Annotated in this window: 20 protein-coding genes and 1 pseudogene; 9 read left to right on the top strand and 12 right to left on the bottom strand. The window is 69.5% G+C overall.

The genetic code is table 11. The features are described from left to right. Positions 1-64: 64 nt before the first annotated feature. Positions 65-634, bottom strand: coding sequence for a GlcG/HbpS family heme-binding protein (locus tag ACTMVF_RS24605; protein WP_441273268.1), 570 nt, complete (start codon positions 632-634; stop codon positions 65-67). 235 nt (positions 635-869) lie between these two features. On the opposite strand from ACTMVF_RS24605, the gene ACTMVF_RS24610 reads away from it, so the two are divergent. Together ACTMVF_RS24610 and ACTMVF_RS24615 are read left to right on the top strand one after the other, a co-directional pair. Continuing rightward, the gene (locus ACTMVF_RS24610; RefSeq protein ID WP_441273269.1) at positions 870-2,075 is read left to right on the top strand and encodes a sensor histidine kinase; all 1,206 of its coding nucleotides are present in this window, start codon (positions 870-872) and stop codon (positions 2,073-2,075) included. Further along, positions 2,072-2,713, top strand: a complete 642-nt coding sequence (locus ACTMVF_RS24615; RefSeq protein WP_441273270.1) for a response regulator — start codon at positions 2,072-2,074, stop codon at positions 2,711-2,713. The genes ACTMVF_RS24610 and ACTMVF_RS24615 overlap by 4 nt, the downstream gene beginning before the upstream one ends. A gap of 97 nt (positions 2,714-2,810) precedes the next feature. Here ACTMVF_RS24615 and ACTMVF_RS24620 read toward each other — a convergent pair whose 3' ends face one another. From ACTMVF_RS24620 to ACTMVF_RS24635, 4 genes are all read right to left on the bottom strand, one after another. Continuing rightward, complete coding sequence (locus ACTMVF_RS24620; RefSeq protein WP_441273271.1) at positions 2,811-3,899, bottom strand: subtilase-type protease inhibitor; 1,089 nt, start codon at positions 3,897-3,899, stop codon at positions 2,811-2,813. A 144-nt stretch (positions 3,900-4,043) separates the two neighbouring features. Then, the gene (locus ACTMVF_RS24625; protein WP_441273272.1) at positions 4,044-5,468 is read right to left on the bottom strand and encodes a Gfo/Idh/MocA family protein; all 1,425 of its coding nucleotides are present in this window, start codon (positions 5,466-5,468) and stop codon (positions 4,044-4,046) included. 362 nt (positions 5,469-5,830) lie between these two features. Beyond that, a complete protein-coding gene (locus ACTMVF_RS24630; protein WP_441273273.1) occupies positions 5,831-6,337 on the bottom strand; it encodes a GNAT family N-acetyltransferase in 507 nt (168 codons plus the stop codon). 271 nt (positions 6,338-6,608) lie between these two features. Then, a complete protein-coding gene (locus ACTMVF_RS24635; protein WP_441273274.1) occupies positions 6,609-9,560 on the bottom strand; it encodes a hypothetical protein in 2,952 nt (983 codons plus the stop codon). Positions 9,561-10,033: 473 nt separating this feature from the next. Between ACTMVF_RS24635 and ACTMVF_RS24640 the strand changes: the two genes are divergently transcribed. Further along, positions 10,034-10,696, top strand: coding sequence for a DUF402 domain-containing protein (locus tag ACTMVF_RS24640; RefSeq protein WP_441273275.1), 663 nt, complete (start codon positions 10,034-10,036; stop codon positions 10,694-10,696). Positions 10,697-11,673: 977 nt separating this feature from the next. Here ACTMVF_RS24640 and ACTMVF_RS24645 read toward each other — a convergent pair. Beyond that, complete coding sequence (locus ACTMVF_RS24645) at positions 11,674-12,702, bottom strand: DUF6215 domain-containing protein (protein WP_441273276.1); 1,029 nt, start codon at positions 12,700-12,702, stop codon at positions 11,674-11,676. A gap of 390 nt (positions 12,703-13,092) precedes the next feature. On the opposite strand from ACTMVF_RS24645, the gene ACTMVF_RS24650 reads away from it, so the two are divergent. Together ACTMVF_RS24650 and ACTMVF_RS24655 are read left to right on the top strand one after the other, a co-directional pair. Then, the gene (locus ACTMVF_RS24650) at positions 13,093-13,977 is read left to right on the top strand and encodes a LysR family transcriptional regulator (RefSeq protein WP_441273277.1); all 885 of its coding nucleotides are present in this window, start codon (positions 13,093-13,095) and stop codon (positions 13,975-13,977) included. Between the two features lie 73 nt (positions 13,978-14,050). Continuing rightward, the gene (locus ACTMVF_RS24655; RefSeq protein WP_441273278.1) at positions 14,051-15,112 is read left to right on the top strand and encodes a tartrate dehydrogenase; all 1,062 of its coding nucleotides are present in this window, start codon (positions 14,051-14,053) and stop codon (positions 15,110-15,112) included. Between the two features lie 673 nt (positions 15,113-15,785). Here ACTMVF_RS24655 and ACTMVF_RS24660 read toward each other — a convergent pair. Beyond that, complete coding sequence (locus ACTMVF_RS24660; RefSeq protein ID WP_441273279.1) at positions 15,786-16,124, bottom strand: thioredoxin family protein; 339 nt, start codon at positions 16,122-16,124, stop codon at positions 15,786-15,788. Between the two features lie 195 nt (positions 16,125-16,319). Beyond that, positions 16,320-17,459, bottom strand: coding sequence for a PucR family transcriptional regulator (locus ACTMVF_RS24665; protein WP_441273280.1), 1,140 nt, complete (start codon positions 17,457-17,459; stop codon positions 16,320-16,322). Between the two features lie 87 nt (positions 17,460-17,546). Here ACTMVF_RS24665 and ACTMVF_RS24670 point away from each other — a divergent pair, with 87 nt between their 5' ends. The 3 genes and pseudogenes from ACTMVF_RS24670 to ACTMVF_RS24680 all read left to right on the top strand — a co-directional run. Beyond that, positions 17,547-18,602, top strand: coding sequence for a ferredoxin reductase (locus ACTMVF_RS24670; protein WP_441273281.1), 1,056 nt, complete (start codon positions 17,547-17,549; stop codon positions 18,600-18,602). A gap of 7 nt (positions 18,603-18,609) precedes the next feature. After that, entirely contained in the window at positions 18,610-19,728 is a 1,119-nt protein-coding gene (locus ACTMVF_RS24675) for a fatty acid desaturase family protein (RefSeq protein WP_441273282.1), read from the top strand. A 56-nt stretch (positions 19,729-19,784) separates the two neighbouring features. Continuing rightward, positions 19,785-19,988, top strand: a pseudogene (locus ACTMVF_RS24680) (IS5-like element IS4811 family transposase); the annotation flags it as partial. A gap of 236 nt (positions 19,989-20,224) precedes the next feature. On the opposite strand, the gene ACTMVF_RS24685 reads toward ACTMVF_RS24680, so the two are convergent. The 3 genes from ACTMVF_RS24685 to ACTMVF_RS24695 all read right to left on the bottom strand — a co-directional run bounded on the left by ACTMVF_RS24685 (position 20,225) and on the right by ACTMVF_RS24695 (position 24,183). Beyond that, entirely contained in the window at positions 20,225-20,779 is a 555-nt protein-coding gene (locus tag ACTMVF_RS24685; RefSeq protein ID WP_441273283.1) for a GNAT family N-acetyltransferase, read from the bottom strand. A 432-nt stretch (positions 20,780-21,211) separates the two neighbouring features. Then, the gene (locus ACTMVF_RS24690; RefSeq protein WP_441273284.1) at positions 21,212-22,324 is read right to left on the bottom strand and encodes an alkene reductase; all 1,113 of its coding nucleotides are present in this window, start codon (positions 22,322-22,324) and stop codon (positions 21,212-21,214) included. A gap of 512 nt (positions 22,325-22,836) precedes the next feature. Beyond that, entirely contained in the window at positions 22,837-24,183 is a 1,347-nt protein-coding gene (locus tag ACTMVF_RS24695) for an aldehyde dehydrogenase family protein (RefSeq protein WP_441273285.1), read from the bottom strand. A 168-nt stretch (positions 24,184-24,351) separates the two neighbouring features. Here ACTMVF_RS24695 and ACTMVF_RS24700 point away from each other — a divergent pair, with 168 nt between their 5' ends. Beyond that, positions 24,352-24,705: an ArsR/SmtB family transcription factor gene (locus ACTMVF_RS24700; protein ID WP_441273286.1), complete on the top strand. Its 354-nt coding sequence runs from the start codon at positions 24,352-24,354 to the stop codon at positions 24,703-24,705. 39 nt (positions 24,706-24,744) lie between these two features. On the opposite strand, the gene ACTMVF_RS24705 is transcribed toward ACTMVF_RS24700, so the two are convergent. Continuing rightward, a complete protein-coding gene (locus tag ACTMVF_RS24705; protein ID WP_441273287.1) occupies positions 24,745-24,909 on the bottom strand; it encodes a hypothetical protein in 165 nt (54 codons plus the stop codon). Positions 24,910-25,301: the final 392 nt, after the last annotated feature.

Consider the following 25,301-nt stretch of genomic DNA (forward strand, 5'->3'; position numbering starts at 1 on the left):
CGTTCGGGGAGCATGGCCCGCCCGTCATGGCCGAGCCGAACGCACCAGCCCTTGACCCGGGCGACTAGCGAGCGATCGCATCCGCCCCCGCCTGCGCGAACTTCTCGTCCAGCGCCCCGGACGGGGCACCCGCGACGCCGATGCCGGCGATCGGCGCCTTGTCGGCGGTGACGGGGACGCCGCCCGCCAGGAACAGGGTGCCCGGGATGTCCTTGAGGTTCGGGGCCTGTTCCAGGCGCTCGGCCAGCTGGGAGGTGGGGGCGTTCCATGCGACCGAGGTGAACGCCTTGCGCTCGGCGGACTCGTAGGACTGCGGGCCGGCGCCGTCGCCGCGCAGGGTGACGATCGTGTTGCCGTTGCGGTCGACGACGGCGACCGTGACGCGCTGGTTCTCCTTCTCGGCGGCGTCGAGCGCGGCCTGCGCGGCCTTGCCGGCGGCGTCGATCGTCAGGTGGGTGGAGGTGGTGGTGGCCCGGTCCGGGGCGACGGCCGACGTGGCGGCGGCGGACGTCGTGGCGGGCGCCGAGGCGTTCGCGGACACCGCGCCGAAGCCCGCCAGGGCGACGACGGCGAGCACGGCGCCGCCGGTGGCGACGCGGGCACGGCGGGAGAAGTTCTTGTGCACTCGGTTCATGGGTCGGTCGACTCCTTCGGTGGGCGGGCGGCCCGGTTGCCGCTCCGCTTCGTCCGCTCTCCACCCTCGTCCCGGAACCAGGCCGCGCCGGTCGACGTTCCGTCTGCCTCCCGGTCGCGCGACGGACGACACCGGTGTCATCCGATCGGTTGACCTGCCCGGCCCGCGCAGCGGGCCACAATGGAGGTGTTTGCCCAGTTCAGCGCCCACAAGCAGGGAAGGGAGGCGACCCCGCATGGGGAACCGGCCATACGAACCGGACACCGTGGACACCCGGTGGCTCGGCGCCGTGATGCACGCGGCGTTCTTCCTGCTGCTCGGCGGAGCGCTCACCCGCTTCCTGCTGCGTCACCCCGGCGAACCGCGTACGCCGTGGATCATCGCGCTGTGCGTGGTGCTCACCGTGCTGCATCTGCTGGGCCCCAAGGCCGGCGATTCCGGCCCGCGGCCCATCGGTCGGCACACGGCCTGGCTGGCGCTGGTCGTCGTGGTGTGGATGATCCTGGTCGTGCTCGCCCCCAGCTTCGCCTGGTGCGCGGTGCCCCTCTTCTACACCGGCCTGCGCACACTGCCCTCGCGCGCGGCCCTCGCACTCGTGGCGCTCCTGACCGTGTTCGTCGTCGCCGCGCAGGTGCAACTCGCGGGCCGCTTCGACCCCAACCTGGTCCTCGCCCCGCCCGCCGTCGCCGCCCTCGCCACCGCCGTGTTCCTCCAGATGGAACGGCACACCTCGCGCCAGCGCGTCCTGATCGACGACCTGATCCGCACCCGCCACGAACTCGCCGCCGCCGAACGCCGCGAGGGCACTCTCGGCGAACGCCAGCGGCTGTCCATGGAGATCCACGACACGCTCGCCCAGGGCCTGTCCAGCCAGCGGATGCTGCTCCAGGCGGCGGACCGGGTATGGGACACCGAACCGGACAAGGCCCGCGCCCACGTCCGCACCGCCGCGTCCGTCGCCGAGCACAACCTCACCGAGGCCCGGCGCTTCGTGCACGACCTGGCCCCCGCCGACCTCGCCCGCGGCGGCGGCCTCCCCGAGGCGCTGCGCGCCCTGGCCGCACGCGAGTCCGAGGCACACCTCGCCGTACGAGTCCACGTCGACGACGACGGCCGACTTCCCGAGCTGCCCGACCGGGTCCAGTCCGCCCTGCTGCGCGTCGCGCAGGGCGCCCTGGCCAACGTCCGTGAACACGCCGCCACCGACAACGCCGCCCTCACCCTCACCCTCCTCGACGACGCGGTCGTACTCGACGTCACGGACGACGGCGGCGGCTTCGACCCCACCGCACTGCCTGATTCCCCGGGCGCGGAACGCGGCCACGGTCTGCCCGCGATGAGGGCCCGGCTACGCGCCCTCGGCGGCACCCTGACCGTCGAATCCGCTCCCGGCGAGGGCACCGTCCTGTCCGCCGCCGTCCCCCTGGAGGCGCCCCGATGACCCCCGACCGCACTCCCGTGCGGATTTTGGTCTGCGACGACCACGCCGTCGTACGGGCCGGGCTGCTCGCCCTGCTCGACAGCGCCCCGGACATCGAGGTCGTCGGCGAGGCCGGCACCGGCGAGGAGGCGCTCGCGCTGGCCGCGAAGCTCACCCCGGACGTGGTGCTGATGGATCTGCAGCTCGGCGAGGGCATCGACGGCGTGGAGACCACCCGCCGCCTCACCTCCACCCCCGACCCCTCCGCCCACGTGTTGGTCCTGACCACCTACGACACCGACGCCGACATCACCCGTGCCATCGAGGCGGGCGCCACCGGTTACCTGCTCAAGGCCGAGCGCCCCGAGGAGCTCTTCGCCGCGATCCACGCAGCCGCCGAGGGACGTACGGCCCTGTCGGCACCGGTCGCCGGCCGCGTCATGGCCAACCTGCGCCGACCCCGCCCCACCCTCACCGACCGCGAACGCGACATCCTCGCCCAGCTCGCCCGGGGCGTCGGCAACCGCGACATCGCCCGCGCCCTGTACATCAGCGAGGCCACGGTCAAGACCCACCTTCGGCGCATCTACGACAAGCTCGGCGTCGACACGCGCGCGGGCGCGGTGGCGGTCGCGAAGGAGCGACGTCTGCTGCCGTGACCTACGGTCCGCGTGCAGTGCGCACACGGAAGGGGCGGGCCGCCCGACAGTGTGCGCCCCGCCCCGTCGATTGAGGCTTTACCTCGGCCGTGGTGGCTCAGAAGGCAAATGCCGCAGCCCCCTGAGTTTCCTTGATGCAAGGATTGGCGAAGGTGTGCTCGTAGTTTATGCGTGTACCACGCCATACCCCCTGAACGGTGACGACAATGGGGCGGTATTCCCTGGTGCAGGGTTGTCCTGCCTCATTCCCGCGGAGTGTGGCCAAGCGGTCGAGGTCCCCCCTCACACGGTCCAGATCCGCGCAGGCCTGTCGCGGATCGGGGTGAGTTCCCGAGGTGGTGTACGCACAGTTCACCGTCACCGCGCGCTCCGGCGCTGTGGAGGCGGCCTTCTCGCCGTGGCCGGTGGTCATGACCAGCGCCGAGGGGGCGTACAGCGAGGCGGGAGCGGAGGCCGGCGCGCTGTGGGCAGGCATGCTCAGGGGACCGGCGACAGCTGTAGTGAGCAGGACTCCTGTCATTGCCCAGCGTGTCATTGGTCGCATGGTGTAACTCCCTTCTGTTTGCGGTGTTGATGCCTCGAAGTACCCGCCTTGTTGCTGTCGTCTCAGAACGCTGGAGTCGAATTCTGTCCGCCGCTGGAATTCGGACCATATTGCCTGTTCAATCAGTGGCTTGAATGGCCGATCGGTCCTCATGGTCGAGGAGGTGACAGGTCTTTCATTGCATTCGCGGGTCGAAGGTGTGGCTGATGTGCCTGAGGTGTGAAATGGCCTGAAATCTGTGGCGGTGCGTGCTCGGCCGGGGGTGGAGGATGGGTAGCCGCTCACGCCTCCTCGCGGTGTCCGCGGTGAAGTTGCCGGTCCGCGCGTGGAAGCCGGCTCTCGACAGTCGTACGGACGACCGCTGATCCCGACGAGGACGGCCTGCTTGAACCGTCCGCCGACAGGCCGAGGCGGGCCCGCGACCAGTACGTGCGGGACTGGCGCGATGGCATGCGCACCCTGCCGTTCCGGGGGCCGGAGCCCGCCGCCGGCCCGCTGCGGCACGCACTGGACTGGGCCCGCACGGACGACCACGCTCAAGGACCTGCTGCCGGAGGACAAGGCCACCGAGCCCAACGGCGCGAACGGCACGAACTGTGCGAACTGCACGAAGAGTTCAGCCCATACGCCACAGTGCTCCATGGATCAGCTGCGAAAGATCGCGCTCAGCTCCGAAATGAAACCGAGCCGGCGAGTGTGGCGGCGGGGGTCGTGTCCCTCGCTACGGTCTGACCGCGTCCCACCGACCCGCCGTCACATCCACGGAACGCTTCGGCGCGGCACCCCTCAGCGGGCGGGCGGCATGTCCGTGGGGCTGGAGTCGAGTCCGGGCCGTTTGCCGGCCCAGGCTCCGCGGGTGAAGTCGGGGATCTCGACCGGGCGGCCCTGCCTCGCCAGGGACGCTGCGCTCAGGGGGACCGCCGCGCACCAGGCAGCCGAGTCGTACACGTCGATGTCGGGCACCAGCCCGGCACGCATCAGCTGGACGGTGCGCCACTGCAGGACGTAGTCCATGCCGCCGTGCCCGCCGTTGTTCGCGGCGTCGTCGCCGACCTTCCGCCACAGCCAGTGGTCGTACTCCTTGCGGTAGTCGGCGAAGTCGCGCCAGGTGTGGCCGGCGTGGTCCGGTTCGAGATAGACACGCGCGCCGGTCGGGGCGGGGCCCGCGTAGTCCTCGACGATGCCGCGGCTGCCGGCGAGGGTGTTGATCCTGCTGTACGGCCGGGGTGAACTCACCTCGTGCTCGGCCCGGATGACCCTGCCCCTCTCCGTTTCGATGAGGCAGGTGATCAAGTCACCGTTGACGTATGTCTCCTTCCAGGACGGGTGGTCCCGGGGGATGAAGCGCTCGCGATAGTCGGCCAGACCCTTCGGGGCGGTCGCGGTGGCGCTCAGGGTGGTCATCCGGTCGCCGCGGTTGATGTCCATGGCCGCCGCGATCGGGGCCAGCCCGTGCATGGGGTACAGGGACGCGGTGCTGCGGGTGTGCCACAGTCGTCGCCAGGAGTCGGTGTAGTACGTGTCTGAGAAGAGGAGTTCACGCAGGTCGTGGCAGTAGCCGCCATGGCCGTTGGTGATGTCTCCGAACAGGCCGGCGTGCGCCATCCTCAGCATGGCCAGTTCGTTGCGGCCATAGCTGCAGTTCTCGGCGAGGAGCAGGTGCTTGCGGGTGCGCTCGGAGGTGTCGACGAGGTCCCAGAGCTGGCGGAGTTCGGTCGCGACGGGAAGTTCCACCACGGCGTGTCTGCCACTCGACAGCGCGGCACTGCCGTGTTCGTAGTGGAACTCCCACGGCGTGGCGACGTACACCAGGTCGATGTCGTCGCGCCGGAGCATCCGGGCGTAGGCGTCGGCTGATCCGCCGTATTCGGCCGGGCGGGGCTCGCCCTTGCTCACCAGCCGGTCCGCGGCGCGTCGCGCGCGGTCGGCGCGGATGTCGCAGACGGCGGTCACGGTGCAGCCGGGTACGGCCGCCCAGCCCGTGATCATGCCTGCGCCACGGTTGCCCAGGCCGATGACGCCGACGCGGACGGTTCTGTGGACCTCGAACGGCACGCCGATCATCGACTTCTGTCCGGGACGGCGGCTCGGCGCCTGTCCGGTCGCGGCGGAGGCGGCCGGTGCCGCGGCGGTCATCCCGGCCGCGAGCGCGCCGGTGGCGACGGCTCCACCCAGGAGCAGTCGGCGTGAGACAGCGGGTGTTTCGGACATGACGGCAACACTCCTCGGTGGGGTGGCTTGCATCACTGTCGGGGCACTGTCGGGACTGTCGGGGCATGACTCTGCGGGCTTCGAGGGTGCATGTCAATATGTGCTCGATAGAAAGCAGTTCCGAGCAGGATCGAGCATTGCCGGGCTGGCTGACAGCTTGTCAGACCGGTCCGGTTCGTCCGGCTTCCGAGCCGGCGCCGTGCCGATCCAAGGGATGAGTTGCGGGGCCGGCCTCCCCTGCTTGCTGCTGTGCGGAGGACCTGGTTGCGCCACCGACAGCCCATGTCCATGCTCACGCTCTGCGGAGTGGCCGTATGCACGAAGCGCGGGGCGCGCTGTACCGCGCCCCGCGCCAGGGTGGGTCAGATACCGAACGGTGCGGCGTAGCGGACGATTCCGCTGGGCAGCGGGTGCTCGGCGTCCAGGGTGAGGGCCATCAGGGCCTCGTCGGGTACCTCGATGGTCAGGCCGATGCCGTGGGTCGAGGCGCGGGTGAACCCGAACCGGGGGTAGTAGGTCGGGTGCCCCAGGACGACGACGTAGTGCTCGCCCATGTCCTTGGCCGCTGCGAGGGCGGCGCGGACGGCCGCGGAGCCGGCGCCGCTGTTCTGCCGCTCGGGGCGGACGGCGCACGGGGCCAGGCACAGGGCCGGGGTGTCGCCGATGTGGCAGCGGGTCAGCAGCGCGTAGCCGACGTGGCGGCCGTCCTCGTCCGTGGCGACGAGGGACAGGCCCTCGATCCAGGAGGAGTCGGCACGCAGCGCGTCGACGAGGTCGGCCTCCAAGGAGGTTTCGAACGCGGCCAGGACGATGTCACGGATGGCGGGGATGTCGGCGCTGGTCTCAGCGCGCGTGATCCAGTTGCGCATGATGGATGAAGATCCGTTCCGGAGTGGTGTTCGTGTGGACGCCCCGCGAGCTCACGCTCCCGGCGAGGGCGGACGGGATGAGGTCAGGCCACGGCCCGGGACGTGAGGGAGACCCGGACACTGCGCACGGTGGCCTTGAGCGCGGTCATCAACCTCACCTCCCTGTTTCTCTGCTCTTCCGTCGACACGAACAGAGAAGGAGCATACTCAGGTTCCCGCACTCCTCCCACAAATCCCACAGGGCCACTGCCCCCACCCCTGGACGGCGAGATCACTCCTCGCGGCACACCGTGTCCGGGTCGGCGCCCTTGCGGCCCGGCGGCGCGGAGAGCGGTTCGTCGCTGCCCGCCGGCCGCCCGCACACGGTGACCGAGCGCACCTTGTGGCCGCGGTAGGTCACCCGCACGATCTTGTAGCCGTGTCCCCGCTGATCGGCGTAGGGCTGGCTGCCGGCGAAACTGACCGTGCCGACCGGCAGGTTCGGGTTGGGGCGCCAGCGCAGGTCGGCCCAGGTCTCCGGGGCCGTCTGCGGGGCGTCGCCGTTCTTCGAAGCCCGGTACAGCACCGCGGTGGCGCTGTAGGCCAGTACCGACTGACCGCTGGAGAAGAGGGCGTCGTTCCAGGGCCGGGCGGGATCGGCGAGCGCGGTCGCCGTCGCGCCCGCGGGGAGCAGGTCGCCGAGCGCCTGGTGGGCGTCCTGGTAGAAGCCGGTCGCGCCGACGAGGTCCATCGGGGCCAGCGCGAAGTGGTAGAGGGTGACCTCCGGAGGGATGCGCAGACTCTCGCCCTCGTCGTAGTTGCTCTTGGCCAGGTCGTCGCCGGTGAACACGGTGATGGGCCGGCCGGAGCAGCCGGGCGTGGAGCCCAGTTGGGACATCAGGTTGGGCACGTCCTCCACCCGGCCCGCGAAGTACAGGGCCCTGGGCACCGGGTCACTCGCGCAGATGTTCTCCACCGGGTCGGTGAGTTCCGGTTCGCCGTTGGGGCTCAGCCCGTAGGAGCGGGAGGGCAGCGGCGTGAAGCCGGCCCGGTCCAGCATCTGCTTGCCCACCCTGGCCTGTTCGGTCGTGTAGAAGTCCTTCTCGCTGCCGACCTTGCGGGACAGCACCACGCCCCGGGCGCCCTCCGCGCGCCGGGCGAGTTGCCTGGCGACGACGAGCAGCGCGTTCGCCTCCTCCTCGTCGGTGGCGGCCAGCCCGAACCAGTTCGACAGTTCCCGCGCCAGATGGCTGCCGGAGTTGGTGGTGCTCACCACGGGCAGGCCCGCGCCCTTGAGGATCTCCACGGCGTCGTCGCTCTCCGTGGTGTCGCGTCCCAGGCCGACGACACCGACGACCGACCGATCGCGCCGTGCCAGCTCCGCTATGTGCCGGGCCATGGGCAGCACCTGGAGCATGTTCTCGCCGGCGTTGGCGAGCAGGACCCTTATCTTGGTCGGCTGGTGAGTGCTGACATTGGCGTAGTGCTGGTAGAGGTAGACACCCGTGATCTCCTCCAGCCCCTTGCGGGTGTCGGACTCGTCCGCCGCGGTGACCGGACCGGCGTAGACGATCGTCACGTACTTGTCCTCGGGGCCGATCTTCGCGTTCTCCGCCCTGATCGCCTGCTCGACGGCGTCGAAGGTGACGCCCTTGCCGGCCCCGTACAGTTCCAGCTCGTTGCCCGCCGCCAGCCGTACGTCCCCGGTCGCGATCCCCACACACTCACCGCCCACCAGGACGGAGTCCGTGTTGGAGCCGATCAGCCGACCCTCGCAGTAGCGCTGGGCCATCCACCGGTTGCCCAGGAAGCCGAGAGCGAGGGCGATGGCGAGGACCACCGCCAGGCAGGGCCTGGACCACAGCAGCCAGACAGCCGTACGGCGGATCCGGGTGGTGGAGTGCTGCGCGGAGTGCCGGCGGCGCAACTCCTCCGCTGACAGCGGTATCCACAGGATCCACGGCAGGGCGGCCGAACGCCCAGGGGACTGGCCGACGTTGAGGCCCGTCACCCACTCCTGATACCTGGCGTCCGCCGCGAAGGCACGCTCCGGATCGTCCTGCGGGGGTCCGTCGGGGTGCGGTGCGGCGAGCCGCCCCGGGTCCTCGGATCCCGGCGGCCGCAGCCGCTCCGCTGCCGGGATCGCGGCCAGGACCAGCAGCGGGTCCACCTCGCTGCGACGGGTGCGCACGTTGCTGATCGCCCGCAGCAACAGCAGGCCGCCGTCGTCCTCGGTGGCACAGGGCAGATACACCACCGGTGGAACCGTGCGCTTGCGGCGGCGCAGGTCAAGCGTCCGGGGCCGGAAGTTGTCGCGGAGATCCTCGAGCAACGCCAGCACCCGCAGCTCCAGGTGGAACTGACGAGCCGTCGCATCACCGGCCTGGGCGGCCACCACCTGCTGGGCGACGGCGAAGGCCCGGCCACGGATCGTCTCCCAGGACTTCGTCGGCCGCCACCGGGACCATTCGGCGGCCGCCGGGCGGTCGCTCGAAGGGGCCAGGAAGGTGGTGGTCGCGAACCACCGGCTGGCCCGGCGCAGCCACAGCAGCGGCGGCGCGCTGCGCGCCAGCAGGTGCACCACGCCGAACGCCGCCAGTGCCAGCGCCCCACCCCACAAAGCCGTCTGCCATCCGCCCTCGCCGAGCAGCACGCTCAGGCACGCGATGAACATCGCGCCCACGAAGCCGGACGGGTTCACCACCGCGCCGACAGTGTCGGCGACCGCCGAGACGCGTCTCTCTTCATCGGTGCCGTCCGGATCACGCTCCGGCCGCCAGCGCAGTTCGGCCAGCCGCCGCATCAGCCGTTCGCGGCGCTGGGCGGCGGACCACACGGTGCTCACGTCCCCGCCGACCTCCGGCGCGGCCTGCTCGATGGCGCGCAGCAGCCGCGAGCGCGGAAAGCCGAACGGCTTGTACTGCGACTGGTTCTGGTTGTCCCAGGGGTGTTCGCACAGCTGGCGCACCAGGTCGATCGCCGAGGAGTACGCGTCCGCGCCGCCTCCGCCGTCCAGCCGTGTGGCGATCAGCCCCCGCGGCTGATGGCCCTGACGGACGAACTCCACGACCTGCGCGACCCGACGGTCCAGGGTGCCGGTGTCGTCCTCCTCGCCGGCCTGCAGGACCACCAGCGGCGTCACCGGCGGATTGTCCCGGAAATTGTCGATGAGCCGTCTCATCAACTCGAACACCGCGTCGGCCGCTTCTATCCCGGCGCTGCCACTCCATACCTCTCTGGCCACTCGCCCCGCCCCCGTCGCATCCACCCGACCCGGCACTCCCGGATCCGATGCTGATACCCACACGGAAACACCCTGCACCGTACGGACGTTGGGATTCTTACGACCGGTCAGAGCGCCGAGGCGCGGATCGACCGTCCGGGGAGCACATGGGCCCTCGGCGCGCTACGGCCCGAAACACGAGCAACGCTGTGACGGGTGTGCCGGCAAGAGTTCTGGCCGCCGACACGCAGCACTTCCCGGTCAAGGTTCTTCAGGGCGCGCCGTCACGCTGCCCGCCCTGCTGGCGGGGTGGGCCGTGGCGCGAGATCGGCGTGGATGCTCCGTACGGTCACAGGGACTGCTGCCCGGAACCGGTCCGCCGCTGACCCCGGGGATGCCGCCGGGAATCCGTGGGTGAGCCCACCAGTCTTCTGGGCAAGTCATGTTCGGCCGGTGGCTTGCCCACCCCGGTCTCGGACAGGAAGAGGTGCGGGATGCGATCCTTTGAGGCCGGGGAGTCGGTCGTGCGGCGGGATGTGTACCGCAGCGGCCGTGTGTGGAGCGAACAGGCGCTGCGTGTCATCGCCGACACCGGCGAGGCTCTGGTGGCCGGCTGCGCTCCCGGCGCTGAAGCGCGCTGGCCCGCGCTGTACGCCAGGGCCCGCGCCGACGGCGACCGATCGGTGCGCACCGAGGCGTTCGACGCGATGGCCACGGGGGAGTGGGAGCTGGAGCCCGCGGTGTGGCAGGAGACCGAACTGCTGCTGTGGAAGGCGCCGGAGGTGTGGTTCAGCATCAACGCCTTCTACACGAGCGCCGGGCTGCGGAACTGGTACGTGAACTTCGAGCACCCCATCTGCCGCACGCCGGCCGGGTTCGACACCTTCGACCTCACCGTGGACTTGGTCGTCGCCCCTGACTTGAGCGAGATCAGGTGGAAGGACGAGGACGAGTACGCCCACGTGCGGCGGCTCGGCATCGTCACCGATACCGAGCACCGGGCCGTGGACGCCGCCCGTGCCCAGGTCCTCGCGATGCTCGAAGAGCGCTCCGGCCCGTTCGCCGATGCCGCCTGGGCGTCCTGGCAGTGGGAGCCGGCCTGGCCCACGCCGCGCCTGCCGCGGACCGCCACGGGGGTTGCATGGGCAGGGGGGTGAACCATGGGCTGCTGGACGGTTGCCTCCAGCGGGGGCCGAAGGTCGCACCGTAGGCGAGCCCGTCCCCGGACACCGGCGTTCCCGCCGGTCAGCCCCACGGGCAAGCTCCTCGCAGACAACGGCGCCGGGCCCCCCGAGACGGGCTCAGCCTCGCCACCACCTGCACCGTCCGCCCCATCGGCGCAGATGAGCACAGGCGACCGGAATTCCGGGCCGAATCGCATGACAACAGCGGCGGCCCCCGGCACGGCCCCCGCGCCGTCATGGGCTCGTCGGCCGGTACTCGGCTTCGGTGGCGACACACTGCGCGGGAGGTCGGTTCCGTGCAGATTTCGGGGCACGCGGCGCCCGCGCGGGGCAGCCGCCGCTCATCGGCCCCTCTGCGGCGATCGCCTCGGCTTGCCTGACGCGGAGTGAGGTAAGTCGCGTCGACATGGCGTCGGCGGTCTGGCGCCGGAGGGACGTGTGCGGCGTTTTGCCGTGCGGCGGGCAACTGGCGCTGTCGGCCTTTGTGGTGCGTGAGGCCCTGCAGTAGGTCCTACGCCTGCTGCTGGATGGGCTGGGTGCTCTCTTGCCGCGGTCCGTCGTGGGCCGGGCGATGGTCACACGCTGTGGATCAGCGGCTGTTCGCACCCTCTGGTGGTTCAGGCGGATGACTCTGGCCGGTCCGTTGACGCTGCTGGGCGGACTCGATGAGCGTGGAGACGGTGGCTGGGCTCCGCACCGGGTCATCGTTGTTTCCTGATCTGAGGGAGTCCGGGGTAGCCGTTGCTGAGTGCGATCGCCTGCCGGGCGCCGCTCCCGTGTGGGTGGTGTCCCGCGGTGCCTTTCGCTGCGAAGGCGGCCGGTGGGCTGCACGTGCTGCCAACCGGGCGCTGGTTCAAGAAGATCGCGGCGCCGTATCTCGTCACGGACTGATGCCGTGGTCCGTCGGCGCGAGGGGGCCGTTCTTTTCGCGGCGGGGTGGTTGGGATGTGTTATCGGTCGGTCTGGTCGGGGATCCTCGGTAGGAGCTTTTCCGTGATGCCGAGGAGGACGCTGTCATCGGGGAGGGCTGCGGATGTGCTCCACACGGTGATGTCGTAGTAGCCGCCCCGGTCTTTGGGGTCGAGGGCCACCGTCAGTGTCCTGGCGAGGGGTCCTTGTTCGACCGGTCCGCCGGATGCGCTGCCTTCGAGGCTGATCTGGAACTTCATGGTGTGATCCGAGGAGAAGACCGCCGGCCGGCCGAGAACGGTAAGGGTCTTGATGTCCTTCTCATCCCCGTACTCCATCAGCTTCGCGTACTGGTCAGTCGACAGCTCGTTGTAAGTGGCCGAGACATCCACGGTGTACGTGTCGAATGTGACCTGGGCCTGCGGCTGGGCGACCTTGCCGTCGGTCAGGGGAGCGGTGTTGCTGGTGCCGGAAGCGGTGCTCGCGCTCTCTCCCGGCGTTCCAAGGAGCTTGGCCAAATCTGGCCGGTTGAGCGCCTTGCACAGTTCTTCACCGGTCACCGGCCGGGGCGTCTCCTTGTAGGCGTGGGGCAGTTCCTCGTGTTCCTCTGCCGTGCAGGAGGCGGGCTGCGGGGTGGTGTCGTCGGGCGGCATCACGCGTGGGCCCACCCACAGGGCGGCGGCGAGTGCCCCGAACACGGCCACGGCCGCGACGGCCTGGCCCCAGGCGTTGGGCTCCTTCTCCGCAGGGGCCGGGCTGGGACGCGCCTTCGCTCCGGCCGGGACCGGGGCCGGGGCCGGGGCCTGGACCTGGACCTGGGCGGCAGCATCGACCACCGCCGCGTCTTCGGAGGCCGGCGAATTCGGGTTCCGGCGTGCGCGCAAAGCCCGCACAACCGTGTGGACGCGTACTGCGGTGAACAGGAGGAACGCCACGCCGATACCGGCCGCGACCCGGTCGTGATCGCGGACGGCGAGATACATGATGCGGATGCCGAGAACGGATCCGACCGCGATGAGCAGGGGTTCGCGGACCCAGAAGGGCAGGAGGCGGAGGAGGAAACCGAGCATCCGGTGATCTCACCAGGACAAGGCCGGCGTTCGCCGTGGTGGAAGCCACAGTTCCGGGCACGTGCAGGGCCTGCCCAAGCCAGGGACGCTTGATGGGGACCGGGTCTTGGGGCGGCGGGGTGCCCTCGCCGGCCCGGGAATCGGGGACCATACCGTCGGCTTGCAGTGGGGTCTTCGGCCCGGCGCCCTTCACGGCGGAAGGAAGACCACGGGGCATGTGACCGGGTGGCGGCCAACCTGTTGGGTGCCTGAGGTGGCTGTGAGCGCGTTTTGTGAGGATTGCAGCCGGTGCGTCGGGTGGTCCGTACTTCGTCGAGGCGATCGTTCAGGCCACCATGCTGGGGGCCGATCGAGTCGGCGGTTGTTTTCTTGAAGGAGTAGAGGGCGTGTATGGATGTTCGGCAGCTGCAGTACTTTCTTGCGATTGTTGATCGTGGGGGGTTCAACCGTGCGGCGTCGGCTCTGTATGTGTCGCAGCCGTCGCTGTCGCAGGCCGTGCGGGCGCTGGAGCGTGATCTCGGCTCCGAGCTGTTCCATCGCATCGGGCGTAGGGCAGTCCTGACGGAGGCCGGAAGGGCCCTGATCGAGCCTGCCCGGGAGGCCGTGCGGAGTCTGGAGACGGCGCGGGCGAGTGTTGCGGCGGTGCATGAGCTGCGTGAGGGGCGCCTGGACGTGGCGGCGATGCCGTCGCAGGCGGTGGAGCCGCTGACGAGTTTGGTGAGTGCCTTCAGCCATCGGTATCCCGGCGTCTCCGTGGCCATCAAGGCGGCGTTCACCTCGCGTGATGTGATCGACATGGTGCGCACGGGTGCGGTGGAGTTGGGACTTTTGGCGTCCGCCGGCCCGGTCTCCGACAAGGAGGTCGTCTCGCATGCGCTGGGGCGGCAGCGTTTTGTGCTGGCGGTGCCGGCCGACGGCCCGTTCGCCGGCCGGACGGCGGTGGAGTGCCGGGAGCTTGCGGGGCAGCGGCTGATCGTCGGGCAGTCGGGTACCGGGATGCGTGCCTACGTCGACGCGTTGCGGGAACAGGGCATCGAGTTCACGGTCGCCGCCGAGACCGAGCACCGGGTGTCGCTCATGCCCCTGGTACTGGCCGGGGTCGGGCTCGCGGTGGTCACGGATTCGTGGCGGGACGTCGCACGGCGGCTGGGCGCCCGCGTCCTGGACATCGAGCCGGAGACCAGCTTGGACATCGCCCTCGTCAGCCGCCGCGGCAGCCTGTCGCCGGCAGCCGCAGCGTTCGTCACGGCCGCGACCTCTGCCGCCGAGGACTGATAGGCGCCGCTTATAAGGGATATCCGCTTTGCGTCTTGGACGCCCCGCGGACCGCCCTGCTGCAATCGACGGCATGACGACGAACCACCGCATTGCCCTGATCCCCGGCGACGGCATCGGTGCCGAGGTGCTGCCCCCGGCACAGCAGGTGCTCGATGTTCTCGGCCGCCGCCACGGCTTCAGCCTGTCCTACACGTCGTACGACGACTGGTCGTGCGAGCGGTACCTGCGGGAGGGCGCGATGATGCCCGCCGACGGGATCGACCAGCTGCGCGAGGCGGACGCGATCCTGCTGGGCGCGGTGGGGTACCCGGGGGTGCCCGACCATGTCTCGCTGTGGGGACTGCTGATCCCGATCCGGCGCAGCTTCCGCCAGTACGTCAACCTCCGGCCCATCCGTGTCTTCGAAGGCATCGACAGTCCGGTGCGCGGCGCCCGGCCGGGCGAAGTCGATATCGTCGTCGTACGGGAGAACGCCGAGGGCGAGTACAGCGAGATCGGCGGCCGGCTGAACCAGGGCACGTCCGAGGAACTGGCCGTCCAGGAAGCGGTGTTCACCCGGGCTGGGGTCACTCGTATCGCCGACTACGCGTTCTCGCTCGCCGCCCGCCGCCGAGGGAAGCTCACCTCAGCCACCAAGTCCAACGGCATCATCCACACCATGCCGTTCTGGGACGAGCTGATCGCCGAGCGGGCCGCCGAACACCCCGGCGTCACCTGGGACCAGGAGCACATCGACGCGCTGGCGGCCAAGTTCGTCCTCGACCCCGCCCGCTTCGACGTCGTCGTCGCCTCCAACCTCTTCGGCGACATCCTCAGCGACCTCGCGGCCGCGGTCGCCGGATCCATCGGCATCGCCCCGGCGGCCAACCTCAATCCCGAGCGGGAGTTCCCCTCGATGTTCGAGCCGGTGCACGGCTCCGCGCCCGACATAGCGGGCCAGGGCATCGCCAACCCGCTGGGTGCGATCTGGTCCGCGGCCATGATGCTCGACCACCTCGGCCATCCCGCCGCGGCCAGGGACATCACGGACGCGATCGCGTCGGTCCTGGCCAAGACCGATACCCGCACCCGTGACCTGGGCGGAACCGCGACCACCGCCGAGTTCACCGACAAGCTGATCGAGCTCCTCTGAGCCATCTCCCCCCGCCTGAAGGTGGGACACAGCGCGGGTTGACCTGCAGGTTTCCCGGGTGATGGTGAACGCCACTCCCGGCGGGACAAAACCGGAAGAGAGGAGCGACCTCATGGGCATCCCCAAGCGCGTCGCCGTGATCGGTGCTGGCAGCATGGGCACCAGGCCATGTGGCGACTGGCCACCCGCGGAGCCGAGGTCATCGGCTACGACCGGTATGCACCGGGTCACGACCGCGGCGCGGCCGGGGGCGAGAGCCGCATCTACCGGGCCGCCCACCTCGGCGAACCCGGGTACATTCCGCTGCTGCGGCTCGCGGACGGGCTGCGGGAGCAGCTCCAGGCGGAGACGGGCCGGTCGCCGCGACGCCGCAGCGGCAGCCTCGTGATGGGAGAGACCGACTCACCATCCATGTGCCTCCTTCTGTCCATCAGCGCCGCCCATGGGCTGGATCACGAGCAAGTGGTCCTGCGCTCGGGCCGCGGCACCGATCTCGCAGGGATGTTTCCCGAGATCGTGGCGGCAACCGCGCAGCTGCCGGACGCGACGGCGCTGGATGGTGCTATGGGACCTGGGGGTGTCTCAGCCCCAAGGTGTCTCAAGCGGCGCAGCTCCCATAGACGAGACGAGACGAGACGCGACGGGCGTCGCGGCCACGTGCCGCAGCGGCCGCTCAGAGGTGGCCGTCCAGGAACTTCCGTACCTCGGCGATGGTCATGGGCCCCGTGCCGTGCGCCACCGCATCTCCCTCCTTCAGCAGGACATAGGACGGGGCTCCGGTGATCCCGTATCGCTCGGTTGCGGCCGGACAACGCGTGATGTCGGCGCGGACGGCCGTCAGGCGGCCCGTGTAGTCGTCGGCGATGCGACCCACGACGAGGTCCATCACCCGGCAGGGCTCGATTGCCTTGGGCCATGTCCCGGTGAAGTATGCGAGGACCGGAACTCCGCTCATTCCGAGGATGAAATCGAACTCCGCGTCCTCACGGGGTCGGTGAACCCGCTTCGCCATGGAAGCTCCTGACCTCACGTTCCGTCATTCCATCCCCATCATCCCTCGCGCCTTGTCTGGTCTTCACATCAACCCCCGGTCTCAGCCGGCTCATACCGCTCTTCCCCGGCCCGCATGAGCCGGCTGATGGCACCGAGAACGAGGCACGATTCCTGGACCGCTCGCGGACGCGGTCGTGGACGGTCGAAGTACGCGTCAGCTGGCCCGAAGACCAACCGCCAGCGTCAGTTCAAGGACTCGCTGTGGCGATGCGAGATCCGGAAAATGCTCCCTCACCTGCGACATCCGGTACCGGACCGTCTGGGGATGGACGAACAACGCCGCCGCCACCTCGTCCCGCCTGCCCTGGTGCAGCAGCCACGCCCGCAACGTCTCCTCCAGCCGCCGTGCGGTCGCGACAGGCAACGTCCGCAACGGTGCGAGGGCTCGGGCACGCAGGTCTGCCAACGCGTCCACGTCGGCGCTCAGCACCAGCTCGGGCAGGTGGTCCTCGGTGTCGCGAATATCAGAGGAGAGGGAGCGCGCGCGTACGGCTCGTGCGTACGAGGCGGACGCACGAGTCCATGGCCGGGCCGGGCCGACCACGGCGCTGCGGTCGGTCAGCTGCCGCAAGAGATGTGATCGGTCGGCATCGGGGACGAGCAGTACACCGGTGGCGTCCGGCAGATCGTCGAGGACGAGGGTGCTCGGGTCGAGCGCGCGGTAGGCAGGCCGGGCCTGGGCGGCGGGCAGCAGGACCGCGGTCAGCGAAACCGGAGGCTGCCACCCGGCCCGTTGAACAGAGGCCAGCAGCACGTCCGGGCTCGCGTCGGCGAGGAGATCGCGGGCCAGGTGTTCCAGGTGGCGCTCGTGGTCCCTGCCCCGGGCGGCCAGTTCGTCGGCGTGGCCCGCGGCGCTCGCGGCGGAGAGCTCGTCGATGTAGGCGAAGGTCAGCTCGGCGAACTTGGCGACCTCGGCGGCGGGCAGACCTGCGGGTACGGCACCCGCTGCCAGGCATCGCCAGGCCACGCGGGCGCCGACGCGGTAGGCGCTGAGCAGGGCGTCCATCGAACGGCCGTCGCGCACCTCGCCGCGGCCCAGCTCGTAGGCTGCGTCACCGGCGTCACCGCCGGTGGCGTTCCCGCTCGCGAGGTCCAGGTAGTGCCCCAGGGCGGTGCGGACGGCTCGGCGGATGGTGGCGCCCATGTGGCCCGATAGGGCGTTGGCGTAGGAAGGGACCTCGTCGATGATCGCCTGGACGACCTCGTCGGCGGTGGTCTTCAGCGCGGCCCGCAGTGCGGTGACCGTCGTCTCATCCAGGGCCAGTTCGCTGGCCCTCTGGATTGCATGGCTCACGTTTCTATTCCCTGCGAACAATTCAGCCAGCCAGATTTACGTCCTGCGGTCAGGACTTTACGCCCTGAGGCACAGCAAGCTGGAGTCATGACGAGTGCAGCCCTCCGCAGCAGGGCGTGGAAACTGCTGGAGATGGTCACGACGCCGCTGCTGCCGTCGGACTACCTCGACCTGGTCAGCCCGCTGCGTGCGGGCGCTGACCTGCGTGGGCGCATCGAGGCCGTGCACCCCGAGACGGGTGACGCCGCGACCATCGTGATCAGGCCGGGACGGGGCTGGCGCGGCCACGCAGCCGGTCAGTACGTGCGGATCGGGGTCGATGTCGACGGGGTGCGCCTGTGGCGTGCCTACTCCATCACCTCGCCGACAAGCCGCCAGGACGGCCGCGTCACGATCACCGTGAAGGCGATCCCGGACGGCAAGGTCAGCAACCACCTGGTCCGCAGGGCGAAACCGGGCACGCTGATCCAGCTCGACCAGGCGACCGGCGACTTCGTGCTGCCGCAGGCCAAGCCCGCCAAGGTGCTCTACCTGACGGCGGGCAGCGGCATCACGCCCGTGATGGGCATGCTGCGTGACACCGAGTTCGACGACGTCGTCATGGTCCACTGCGCGCCACAGCCGCAAGACGTGATCTTCCGCAACGAACTGCACGACCTGGTCGCGGACAAGAAGCTGCGGCTCACCGAGGTGCACACCGACACAGACGGCATGCTCGACATCGCCCGTCTCGACGACCTCGTGCCCGACTGGGCCGAGCGCGAGACCTGGGCCTGCGGGCCCGCGGGCCTGCTCGACGCCGCCGAAGAGCACTGGACCGAGCACGGCGTACAAGAGCGCCTGCACACCGAGCGCTTCCGCCCCAGCATCGTCGTCGCCGGCGACGGCGGCGAGGTCACGTTCAGCGCCACCGGCAAGACCGTCGACGCGGACGGCGCCACGCCGTTGCTGGACGTCGGCGAGGAGGCCGGCGTGCTCATGCCCTCCGGGTGCCGCATGGGCATCTGCTTCGGCTGCATCACGCCGCTCAAGGCGGGCGCCGTCCGCGACCTGCGCACCGGCGAGATCACCGAGGCCGAGCCGGGCGTCCTCATCCAGACCTGCGTGTCCGCCGCGGCGGGCCCCTGCGACATCGAACGGTAGGAGCACCTTGACCGCCATCGACCCCACCGCCCACCTGACCGCGGAGCAGATCGAGGAGCTCGGCCGCGAGCTGGACGCGATCCGCGACGAGGTGATCGCCGGCCGCGGCGAGAAAGACGCCGCCTACATCCGCAAGGTCATCTCGGCGCAGCGCAAGCTCGAGCTGGTCAGCAGGGGGGTGCTGCTGTTCTCGATCTTCCCGCCCGCGTGGCTGATCGGCACCGCCGGACTGTCCGTGGCGAAGATCATGGACAACATGGAGATCGGCCACAACATCCTGCACGGTCAGTGGGACTGGATGCGAGACCCGAAGATCCACTCCACCACCTGGGAATGGGATCACGTCTCGCCGGCCGACCAGTGGAAGCACTCGCACAACGAGCTGCACCACACGTACACCAACGTGATCGGCAAGGACAACGACCTCGGCTACGGCATCATGCGCGTCGACGAGGACCAGAAGTGGCACCCGTTCCACCTCGGCCAGCCGCTGTGGAACTTCCTCAACGCCTGCTTCTTCGAGTACGGCATCGCAGCGTACGACCTGGAGCTCGGCAAGAACCTGCACAAGCGCCGCCGCAAGAACCCGGAGTTCCGCGCGCGGGCCAAGGCCGTGGGCCGCAAGATCCGCAAGCAGGTGCTCAAGGACTACGTGATCCACCCGCTGCTGTCGGGCCCGTCGTTCCTCCCCACGCTCGCCGCCACGTTCACCGCGAACCTGGTCCGCAACCTCTGGTCCCACTCGGTGATCATGTGCGGGCACTTCCCCGAGGGCGTGCAGGTCTTCGAGCGCCGGTCGATCAAGGGAGAGACGCGCGGCCAGTGGTACCTGCGCCAGATGATGGGCTCGGCGAACATCAGCGGCAGCAAGGCCATGCACTTCATGACCGGCAACCTGTCGCACCAGATCGAGCACCACCTGTTCCCGGACCTGCCGAGCAACCGGTACGCCGAGGTCGCGGTGAAGGTGCGCGCGCTGTTCGAGAAGTACGAGCTGGAGTACGTCACCGGCCCGCTGCCCAAGCAGGTGTTCTCCGCGTGGCACAAGGTCTTCCGGCTCTCGCTGCCGAACAAGAAGCCCAAGGTCAAGACGCCGGACCGCGAGCAGGAGCTCGTCGCGGCCTGATTCCCGGTATTTCGGTGGGACCCGTTGCGGACGGTGGGCGGCCGCGACATCAGACCGTCGTCGGCCAGATCCGTGACCAGCTCGGTGACCAGCTCCGCAAGCGCATCCGCCGCGCGATGGGCCGGGCCCCCGGCGCGGTCGCCACCGCCATCGACTCCCAGTCCGTCAAGGCTGCAGAAACCGTCGGCAAGGACTCTCGCGGCTACGACGGCGCGAAGAAGACCAACGGCCGCCGCTGGGTGGTGACAGGGACTGACGGTCGCCTGGACCACCGCCACCCAGAGGTCGCCCGATTCCCCGGGCCTGGCCCATCCTCCCATCACTACAGCGAACCCACAGCGTAACCACCGACCTCCCGGTGGCTCGCCCGTGGAGCGCCCGCACCAGCACTCCGAAGCACACGCTGCACTGGGCGCTGATCATCGTGATGAGCAGGCAAGGGGACTGCGGCAAGCTGGTCGAAGGAACCCGGGACAGTGAACGAGGCGAAACCAGTTCATCCGTGCGGTGGGCGCGGAGATGGCGTGAGCGCGCGCCACTCATCTTCCAGGATGCTGAACACTTCGGAGTCTCGCCAACCGTCCCGAATCAACGCGGTATCACGATGGCGCCCTTCCCACGTCATGCCGAGCTTGCTGAGTATCCGGGCTGACCCGAGGTTCCGCGGGTCACAGGTGGCATAGACGCGGTGGAGCCCGAGGTCCCCGAACCCTCGCTCCAGTAGTCCCTTCCCGATTGCCGTTCCGACGCCCTGACCCCAAACCCGAGGATGCACGGCATAGGTGATCTCACCTTGACGTTGTCCTCGACTCCGAAGGTGGAGCTCACCCATGCCGACTACGTCGCCCTCGACACGCGCTACATAAGCGAACCGCTGCTGAGGTGAGTGTGACCAGGCTTCGACAGCAGCCACCACGAACGCGTGTGTTTCCTCTTCGGTGTTCGGCCCCCAGGTCTGGAAACGGCAGACCTGGGCGAGGGAAGCCCAGGAGTGGACGGCTCGCCAGTCTGCGAGCTCAATTCTCGTCAAGGTCACCGAATGTTGATCCACGGGTTGATCTTGTCAGGTGCAGTAGCGGCGATCTACGGGATCGAAACAGGCACTCACCCCTGTTCGCAGCGTTCGGGTGGGGTGGTATTGGGTGTCGGTGTGCAGCGGGGGTGGATGTCGGCGGAGGACTTCCTTGCGGAAGGCGGACCTGGTGGATGGGCCGCCGCTGGAGAACTGTCATTGGCGTCAGTTGTGGCCGAAGGCCGGCGCGGTGGCTGCGCACGGGAGCGATGTGCTCGGCGAGGTCTCCGAACGCAGGCTGCTGATCAGGAACTTGCGGTCTGCCGACGCCCTGACGGACCTGACGGTCCTTGAGCCGGTGGTCGCGGGTGTGACCGCGGGCTCAAAGGGGGGGGCGGGCACAGTGTCGCCGGTCGGGCGCCTGTCCATGTGGGAGTGGGGCTCCCGCATGGACAGGCGTGACCGTGGGCCTCAAGCCGTTTCGAGGAAGGGGTAGTCGGTGTAGCCCTCGGCGCCCGGCCCGTAGAACAGTTCCGGCCGCGGCTCGTTCTCCGGGTGGCCTCCCTGCCAGCGCTCGACCAGGTCGGGGTTGGCGATGAGGGCCCGGCCTACGACCACGGCGTCGGCGTGGTCGGCCTCGATCTGCTGGAGTGCCTGCTCGCGGGTGGTCTGCCCCCCGAAGGGGCCGTTGTTGACGATCAGCTTGCCGTCGAAGCGCCGCCGTAGCTCCTGTACGAGGTCGCCGCCCGGCTCGGCGTGCAGTACGGAGAGGTAGGCCAGGCCCAGCGGGCGCAGTTGGTCGAGCAGGGTGCCGTAGGTGGCCAGGACGTCGTCCCGGTCGGTCTCGAAGACGTCTCCGAGGTCGACCTCCGGCGAGATCCGCAGCCCGACCCGCTCGGCACCGACGGCCTGGGCGACCGCTGTGACGACCTCGACGGCGAAGCGGGCGCGGTTTTGCGGCGAGCCGCCGTATCCATCGGTGCGCTGGTTGGCCGCCGGGGAGAGGAACTGCTGGAGCAGGTAGCCGTTGGCGCCGTGGATTTCCACGCCGTCCGCTCCCGCCTCGATGGCCCGGCGGGCCGCGGCGACGAAGTCCTCCAGGGCTGCCCGGATCTCTGCGGTGGTCATCGCTTCCGGTACGGGGTAGGGCTGCTCGCCCTTCTCGGTGAACGTCTTATTGTCGATGGCGATCGCGCTGGGGGCGAGGATGCGGCGGCCGCCGTTGATGTCGGGGTGGGTGCCGCGGCCGGCGTGCATGATCTGCAGGACGATGCGGCCGCCCTCGGCGTGCACCGCCTCGAACACCCGCTGCCAGCCGGCCGCCTGCTCGTCGGTGGCGATGCCCGGCTCACCGACATACCCCTGCGACGCGTGGTCGGGGTAGGTGCCCTCGGTGATGATCATTCCGACGCTCGCCCGCTGCCGGTAGTACTCGACCATGAGGTCCCCGGGGATGCCGGAGGAACCGGCCCGGACCCGGGTCAGCGGTGCCATGACGATGCGGTTGGCGAGCTCGATCTTCCCGAGAGAGACGGGGGAGAAAAGAGATGAAACGGGCGAAACGTCTGAAATATTGACAGTCATGGGTTTCTTTCTGCAATACGGAGGGAAACGGGATGAAGGTCTGCGACGCAGGGGGGCCACGCTGTGCCGACGGAGGCGCGGATGCGCGGATGCGGTCCTCGGGCAGGTGCGGGCCCGCTGACGGTGACGCGGTTCAGGACCGCGATCGGGGTGTGGGTGGTGTTGGCGGCGAACGCGGGGGCGAACGCGGTGAGAGCCGCATGCCGTCGGCGTCGGCGCCGGTCAAGCGCAACTGCCCGCCGGTGTACGGGCGTTCGCTCCTTGCGCCCGATCAGCAGTCAGCCAGGCGACGAAGTCATGGGCGCCGCCGCCGGAGTCGGTACGGATCGGTGTCTGCAGGCCGCGCGACCGGCTCCCTCGTCGCGCCCCCGTGAAGAGGACCGATACTTCACCTGGAACGCGCTTCCGGCGGTGGCGGGAACAGCGATCTCAGCGCTGCTCATTCTCGCCGGCCTGAGGCACTTCCGCCGGCCGATCGCCCATCGGACAGCCTGCTCCGCGAAAGCGCGGGCCTAGTTGAGCGGCACGTCCGCGACGGCCTTGAGGTGGCTGAACGTCTCGAGGGAGTACCGGCCGTGGTACCGGCCCATGCCGCTTTCGCCGACGCCACCGAAAGGCAGGCCGGGCATGAGCAGTTGCATCACCGGCTGGCCCCAGGCGACGCCGCCGGAGGACGTCTCATTCACCAGGCGCGACTTGGTGGCCTCGGACGTGGTGAAGGCGTAGAGCGCGAGGGGCTTTTCGCGTTCGTTGATGAAGGCGATGGCGGCATCGAGGTCTTCGACTTCGACGACGGGGAGGATCGGACCGAAGATCTCCTCCTGCATGACCGGCGATGCGGGGTCGACATCGGTGAGCACGGTCGGTGCGATGAACAGGTCGTCGCGGTCGTGCTGGCCTCCCACCGCCGCCCGGCCGGAGTCCAGCAGACGGGTGAGCCGGTCGAAGTGCCGCTCGTTGATGATCCGGCCGAAGTCGGCCGCGGTCTGCGGGGTGGCGCCGAACTGGGCTTCGACCGCCGCGCCCAGGGCGGGGACCAGTGCGGCGGCGGTGGCAGGATCGGCCAGAACGTAGTCGGGGGCTATGCACTGCTGGCCCGCGTTGCCGAACTTGGCGCCGACCAGCCGCTTCGCGGTCTCGTCCACGTCGGCGTCGGGCGCCACGAAGACCGGTGACTTGCCTCCGAGTTCGAGCGTGACGGGGGTGAGGTTCTTGGCTGCTGCGGCCATGACGATCCGGCCGACCGCGCCATTGCCGGTGTAGAAGATGTGGTCGAAACGCTGTGCCAGCAGGGCCGTGGTCTCCTCGGCGCCTCCCTCGACCACGGTGAGGACGTCGGCGTCGAAGTACTCACGCAGGAGGCGTGAAGCGACCGCCGAGGTGTGCACCGACATCTCGCTCGGCTTGGCCACCACGGTGTTCCCGGCGGCCAGCGCGCCGATGATGGGGTCGATGAGAAGGTGCAGCGGGAAATTCCACGGAGCGATCACCAGGACGACCCCGAGCGGGTCGTACGTGGTGTAGGCCGTTGTCGTGGGACCGAAGTGGGCGGGAACCTCCACCGGGCGAGGCTGGAGCCAGTTTTCGAGATTCGCCAGAGCCTCGTCGATGTCGGCGACGGTGAAGTCGATCTCCTGAGTCTTGGCCTCGGCGGCGTTCTTCCTCAGGTCAGCCCAGAGGGCTTCGATCAGTTCCTGCTCGTTCTCGACCAGCAGTGCCCGCAGCCGCTGCAGTTGGTTGACGCGCCAGTCCAGTCCGCGGGTGACGCCGGTGTTGAACGTCGTACGAAGGCGGCCGACCACCTCCGCGGCAGTTTCGGTCCGGTGCGTCCTCGGCTCGGTCGCCTGTGTTGTGGTCATGGGGTGTGCTCCGTTCTTGATGCAGGCCGCGCCGTCAAAGGCGTTGGTGGCATGCCGTAGTACCGGTGATGGGCAACCCGGTGGATGACGGATGAAGGGTCGATCCGTGCTTTCACTGTAACCTATGTACGCGCCGACGCGAACATGAGGCGGGGGTATTCTTTCCTTATGGCCAGTCGCACCTCATCCCCCCTCGTCCACCCCGACACGGACGACCTCGACCTCTTCAAGATCATGAGCGCGCTGACCGACGAGACCCGGCTCACCATCGTCGTCACTCTCGCCGCCTCCCCCGGTCTGGCTTGCAGCGGCTTCACCCAGGACGTCACCGCCTCCGTACTCACCCGCCACTTCCGCGTCCTGCGCGAGGCCGGTCTCATCCGGCAACACGACGTCGGCACCCGCCGCATCAACACGCTGCGCAAGGAAGATCTGGACCAGCGCTTCCCCGGACTGCTCGACCTCGTCCTCAAGGAGAGCGTCGGCCGCGTGGAGCCCTACGTGAACACCGAGTGCGCCTGACGCTCCGGGGCACCCCTGCGTGGCCGCGACGAACCGGACTCACCGCAGCCAGGCGTCCAGCTTGCGGTCGGCATCGATCATGTCGAACGACACCCTGGGCACCGCGTCGACCGGGCCGCGGCCGAGCCGGGCGAGGCCGGCCGGCCGCCCGACGCGCGTGCGCCGAGCGGCAGTAACCGGTGCCCCAGCAAGGCGATACGCCACCGGCCCCGACGTACCCGCTTACACGGAGGCGACGTACCACGCCGAACCCGGTTCCCCGTCGGCACAGGCGGAGAGGCGGCCGTCTACCGCACGTATCGCCCTGAGGGCCTGCTCCCACTCGAATGTCCTGTCAGCGTATTCGGGGGGGAGAGGGGGGAGAGACCCCGTGATCTGGCCAGAAGCGCTCAGCGCGTGGAGCGAACTGAGCAATGCTGAGGTGCGGAAGAGAATCTACCCAGGCGGGTATTTCTACCTCACCACCCACTGGCCCCAAGTCGCGCGCAGTCTCGCACTCGACCTCGACGCCGCCCTTCACAGCCCTCCTTCAGCACGCCCCTCGGAGGGAAGCCCGTAACTCTGGCTCGCCGCGACCTTCCCACTCGGAGCTGCCA

Source organism: Streptomyces sp. SD31 (genome assembly GCF_052068475.1).
GTDB lineage: Bacteria > Actinomycetota > Actinomycetes > Streptomycetales > Streptomycetaceae > Streptomyces.

What these genes read in the sequence shown, in the direction of transcription:
- ACTMVF_RS24605 (WP_441273268.1), bottom strand. Translation starts at nt 634, where the DNA reads ATGAACCGAGTGCACAAGAACTTCTCCCGCCGTGCCCGCGTCGCCACC.
- ACTMVF_RS24610 (WP_441273269.1), top strand. Translation starts at nt 870, where the DNA reads ATGGGGAACCGGCCATACGAACCGGACACCGTGGACACCCGGTGGCTC.
- ACTMVF_RS24615 (WP_441273270.1), top strand. Translation starts at nt 2,072, where the DNA reads ATGACCCCCGACCGCACTCCCGTGCGGATTTTGGTCTGCGACGACCAC.
- ACTMVF_RS24620 (WP_441273271.1), bottom strand. Translation starts at nt 3,899, where the DNA reads ATGGAGCACTGTGGCGTATGGGCTGAACTCTTCGTGCAGTTCGCACAG.
- ACTMVF_RS24625 (WP_441273272.1), bottom strand. Translation starts at nt 5,468, where the DNA reads ATGTCCGAAACACCCGCTGTCTCACGCCGACTGCTCCTGGGTGGAGCC.
- ACTMVF_RS24630 (WP_441273273.1), bottom strand. Translation starts at nt 6,337, where the DNA reads ATGCGCAACTGGATCACGCGCGCTGAGACCAGCGCCGACATCCCCGCC.
- ACTMVF_RS24640 (WP_441273275.1), top strand. Translation starts at nt 10,034, where the DNA reads ATGCGATCCTTTGAGGCCGGGGAGTCGGTCGTGCGGCGGGATGTGTAC.
- ACTMVF_RS24645 (WP_441273276.1), bottom strand. Translation starts at nt 12,702, where the DNA reads ATGCTCGGTTTCCTCCTCCGCCTCCTGCCCTTCTGGGTCCGCGAACCC.
- ACTMVF_RS24650 (WP_441273277.1), top strand. Translation starts at nt 13,093, where the DNA reads ATGGATGTTCGGCAGCTGCAGTACTTTCTTGCGATTGTTGATCGTGGG.
- ACTMVF_RS24655 (WP_441273278.1), top strand. Translation starts at nt 14,051, where the DNA reads ATGACGACGAACCACCGCATTGCCCTGATCCCCGGCGACGGCATCGGT.
- ACTMVF_RS24660 (WP_441273279.1), bottom strand. Translation starts at nt 16,124, where the DNA reads ATGGCGAAGCGGGTTCACCGACCCCGTGAGGACGCGGAGTTCGATTTC.
- ACTMVF_RS24670 (WP_441273281.1), top strand. Translation starts at nt 17,547, where the DNA reads ATGACGAGTGCAGCCCTCCGCAGCAGGGCGTGGAAACTGCTGGAGATG.
- ACTMVF_RS24690 (WP_441273284.1), bottom strand. Translation starts at nt 22,324, where the DNA reads ATGACTGTCAATATTTCAGACGTTTCGCCCGTTTCATCTCTTTTCTCC.
- ACTMVF_RS24695 (WP_441273285.1), bottom strand. Translation starts at nt 24,183, where the DNA reads ATGACCACAACACAGGCGACCGAGCCGAGGACGCACCGGACCGAAACT.
- ACTMVF_RS24700 (WP_441273286.1), top strand. Translation starts at nt 24,352, where the DNA reads ATGGCCAGTCGCACCTCATCCCCCCTCGTCCACCCCGACACGGACGAC.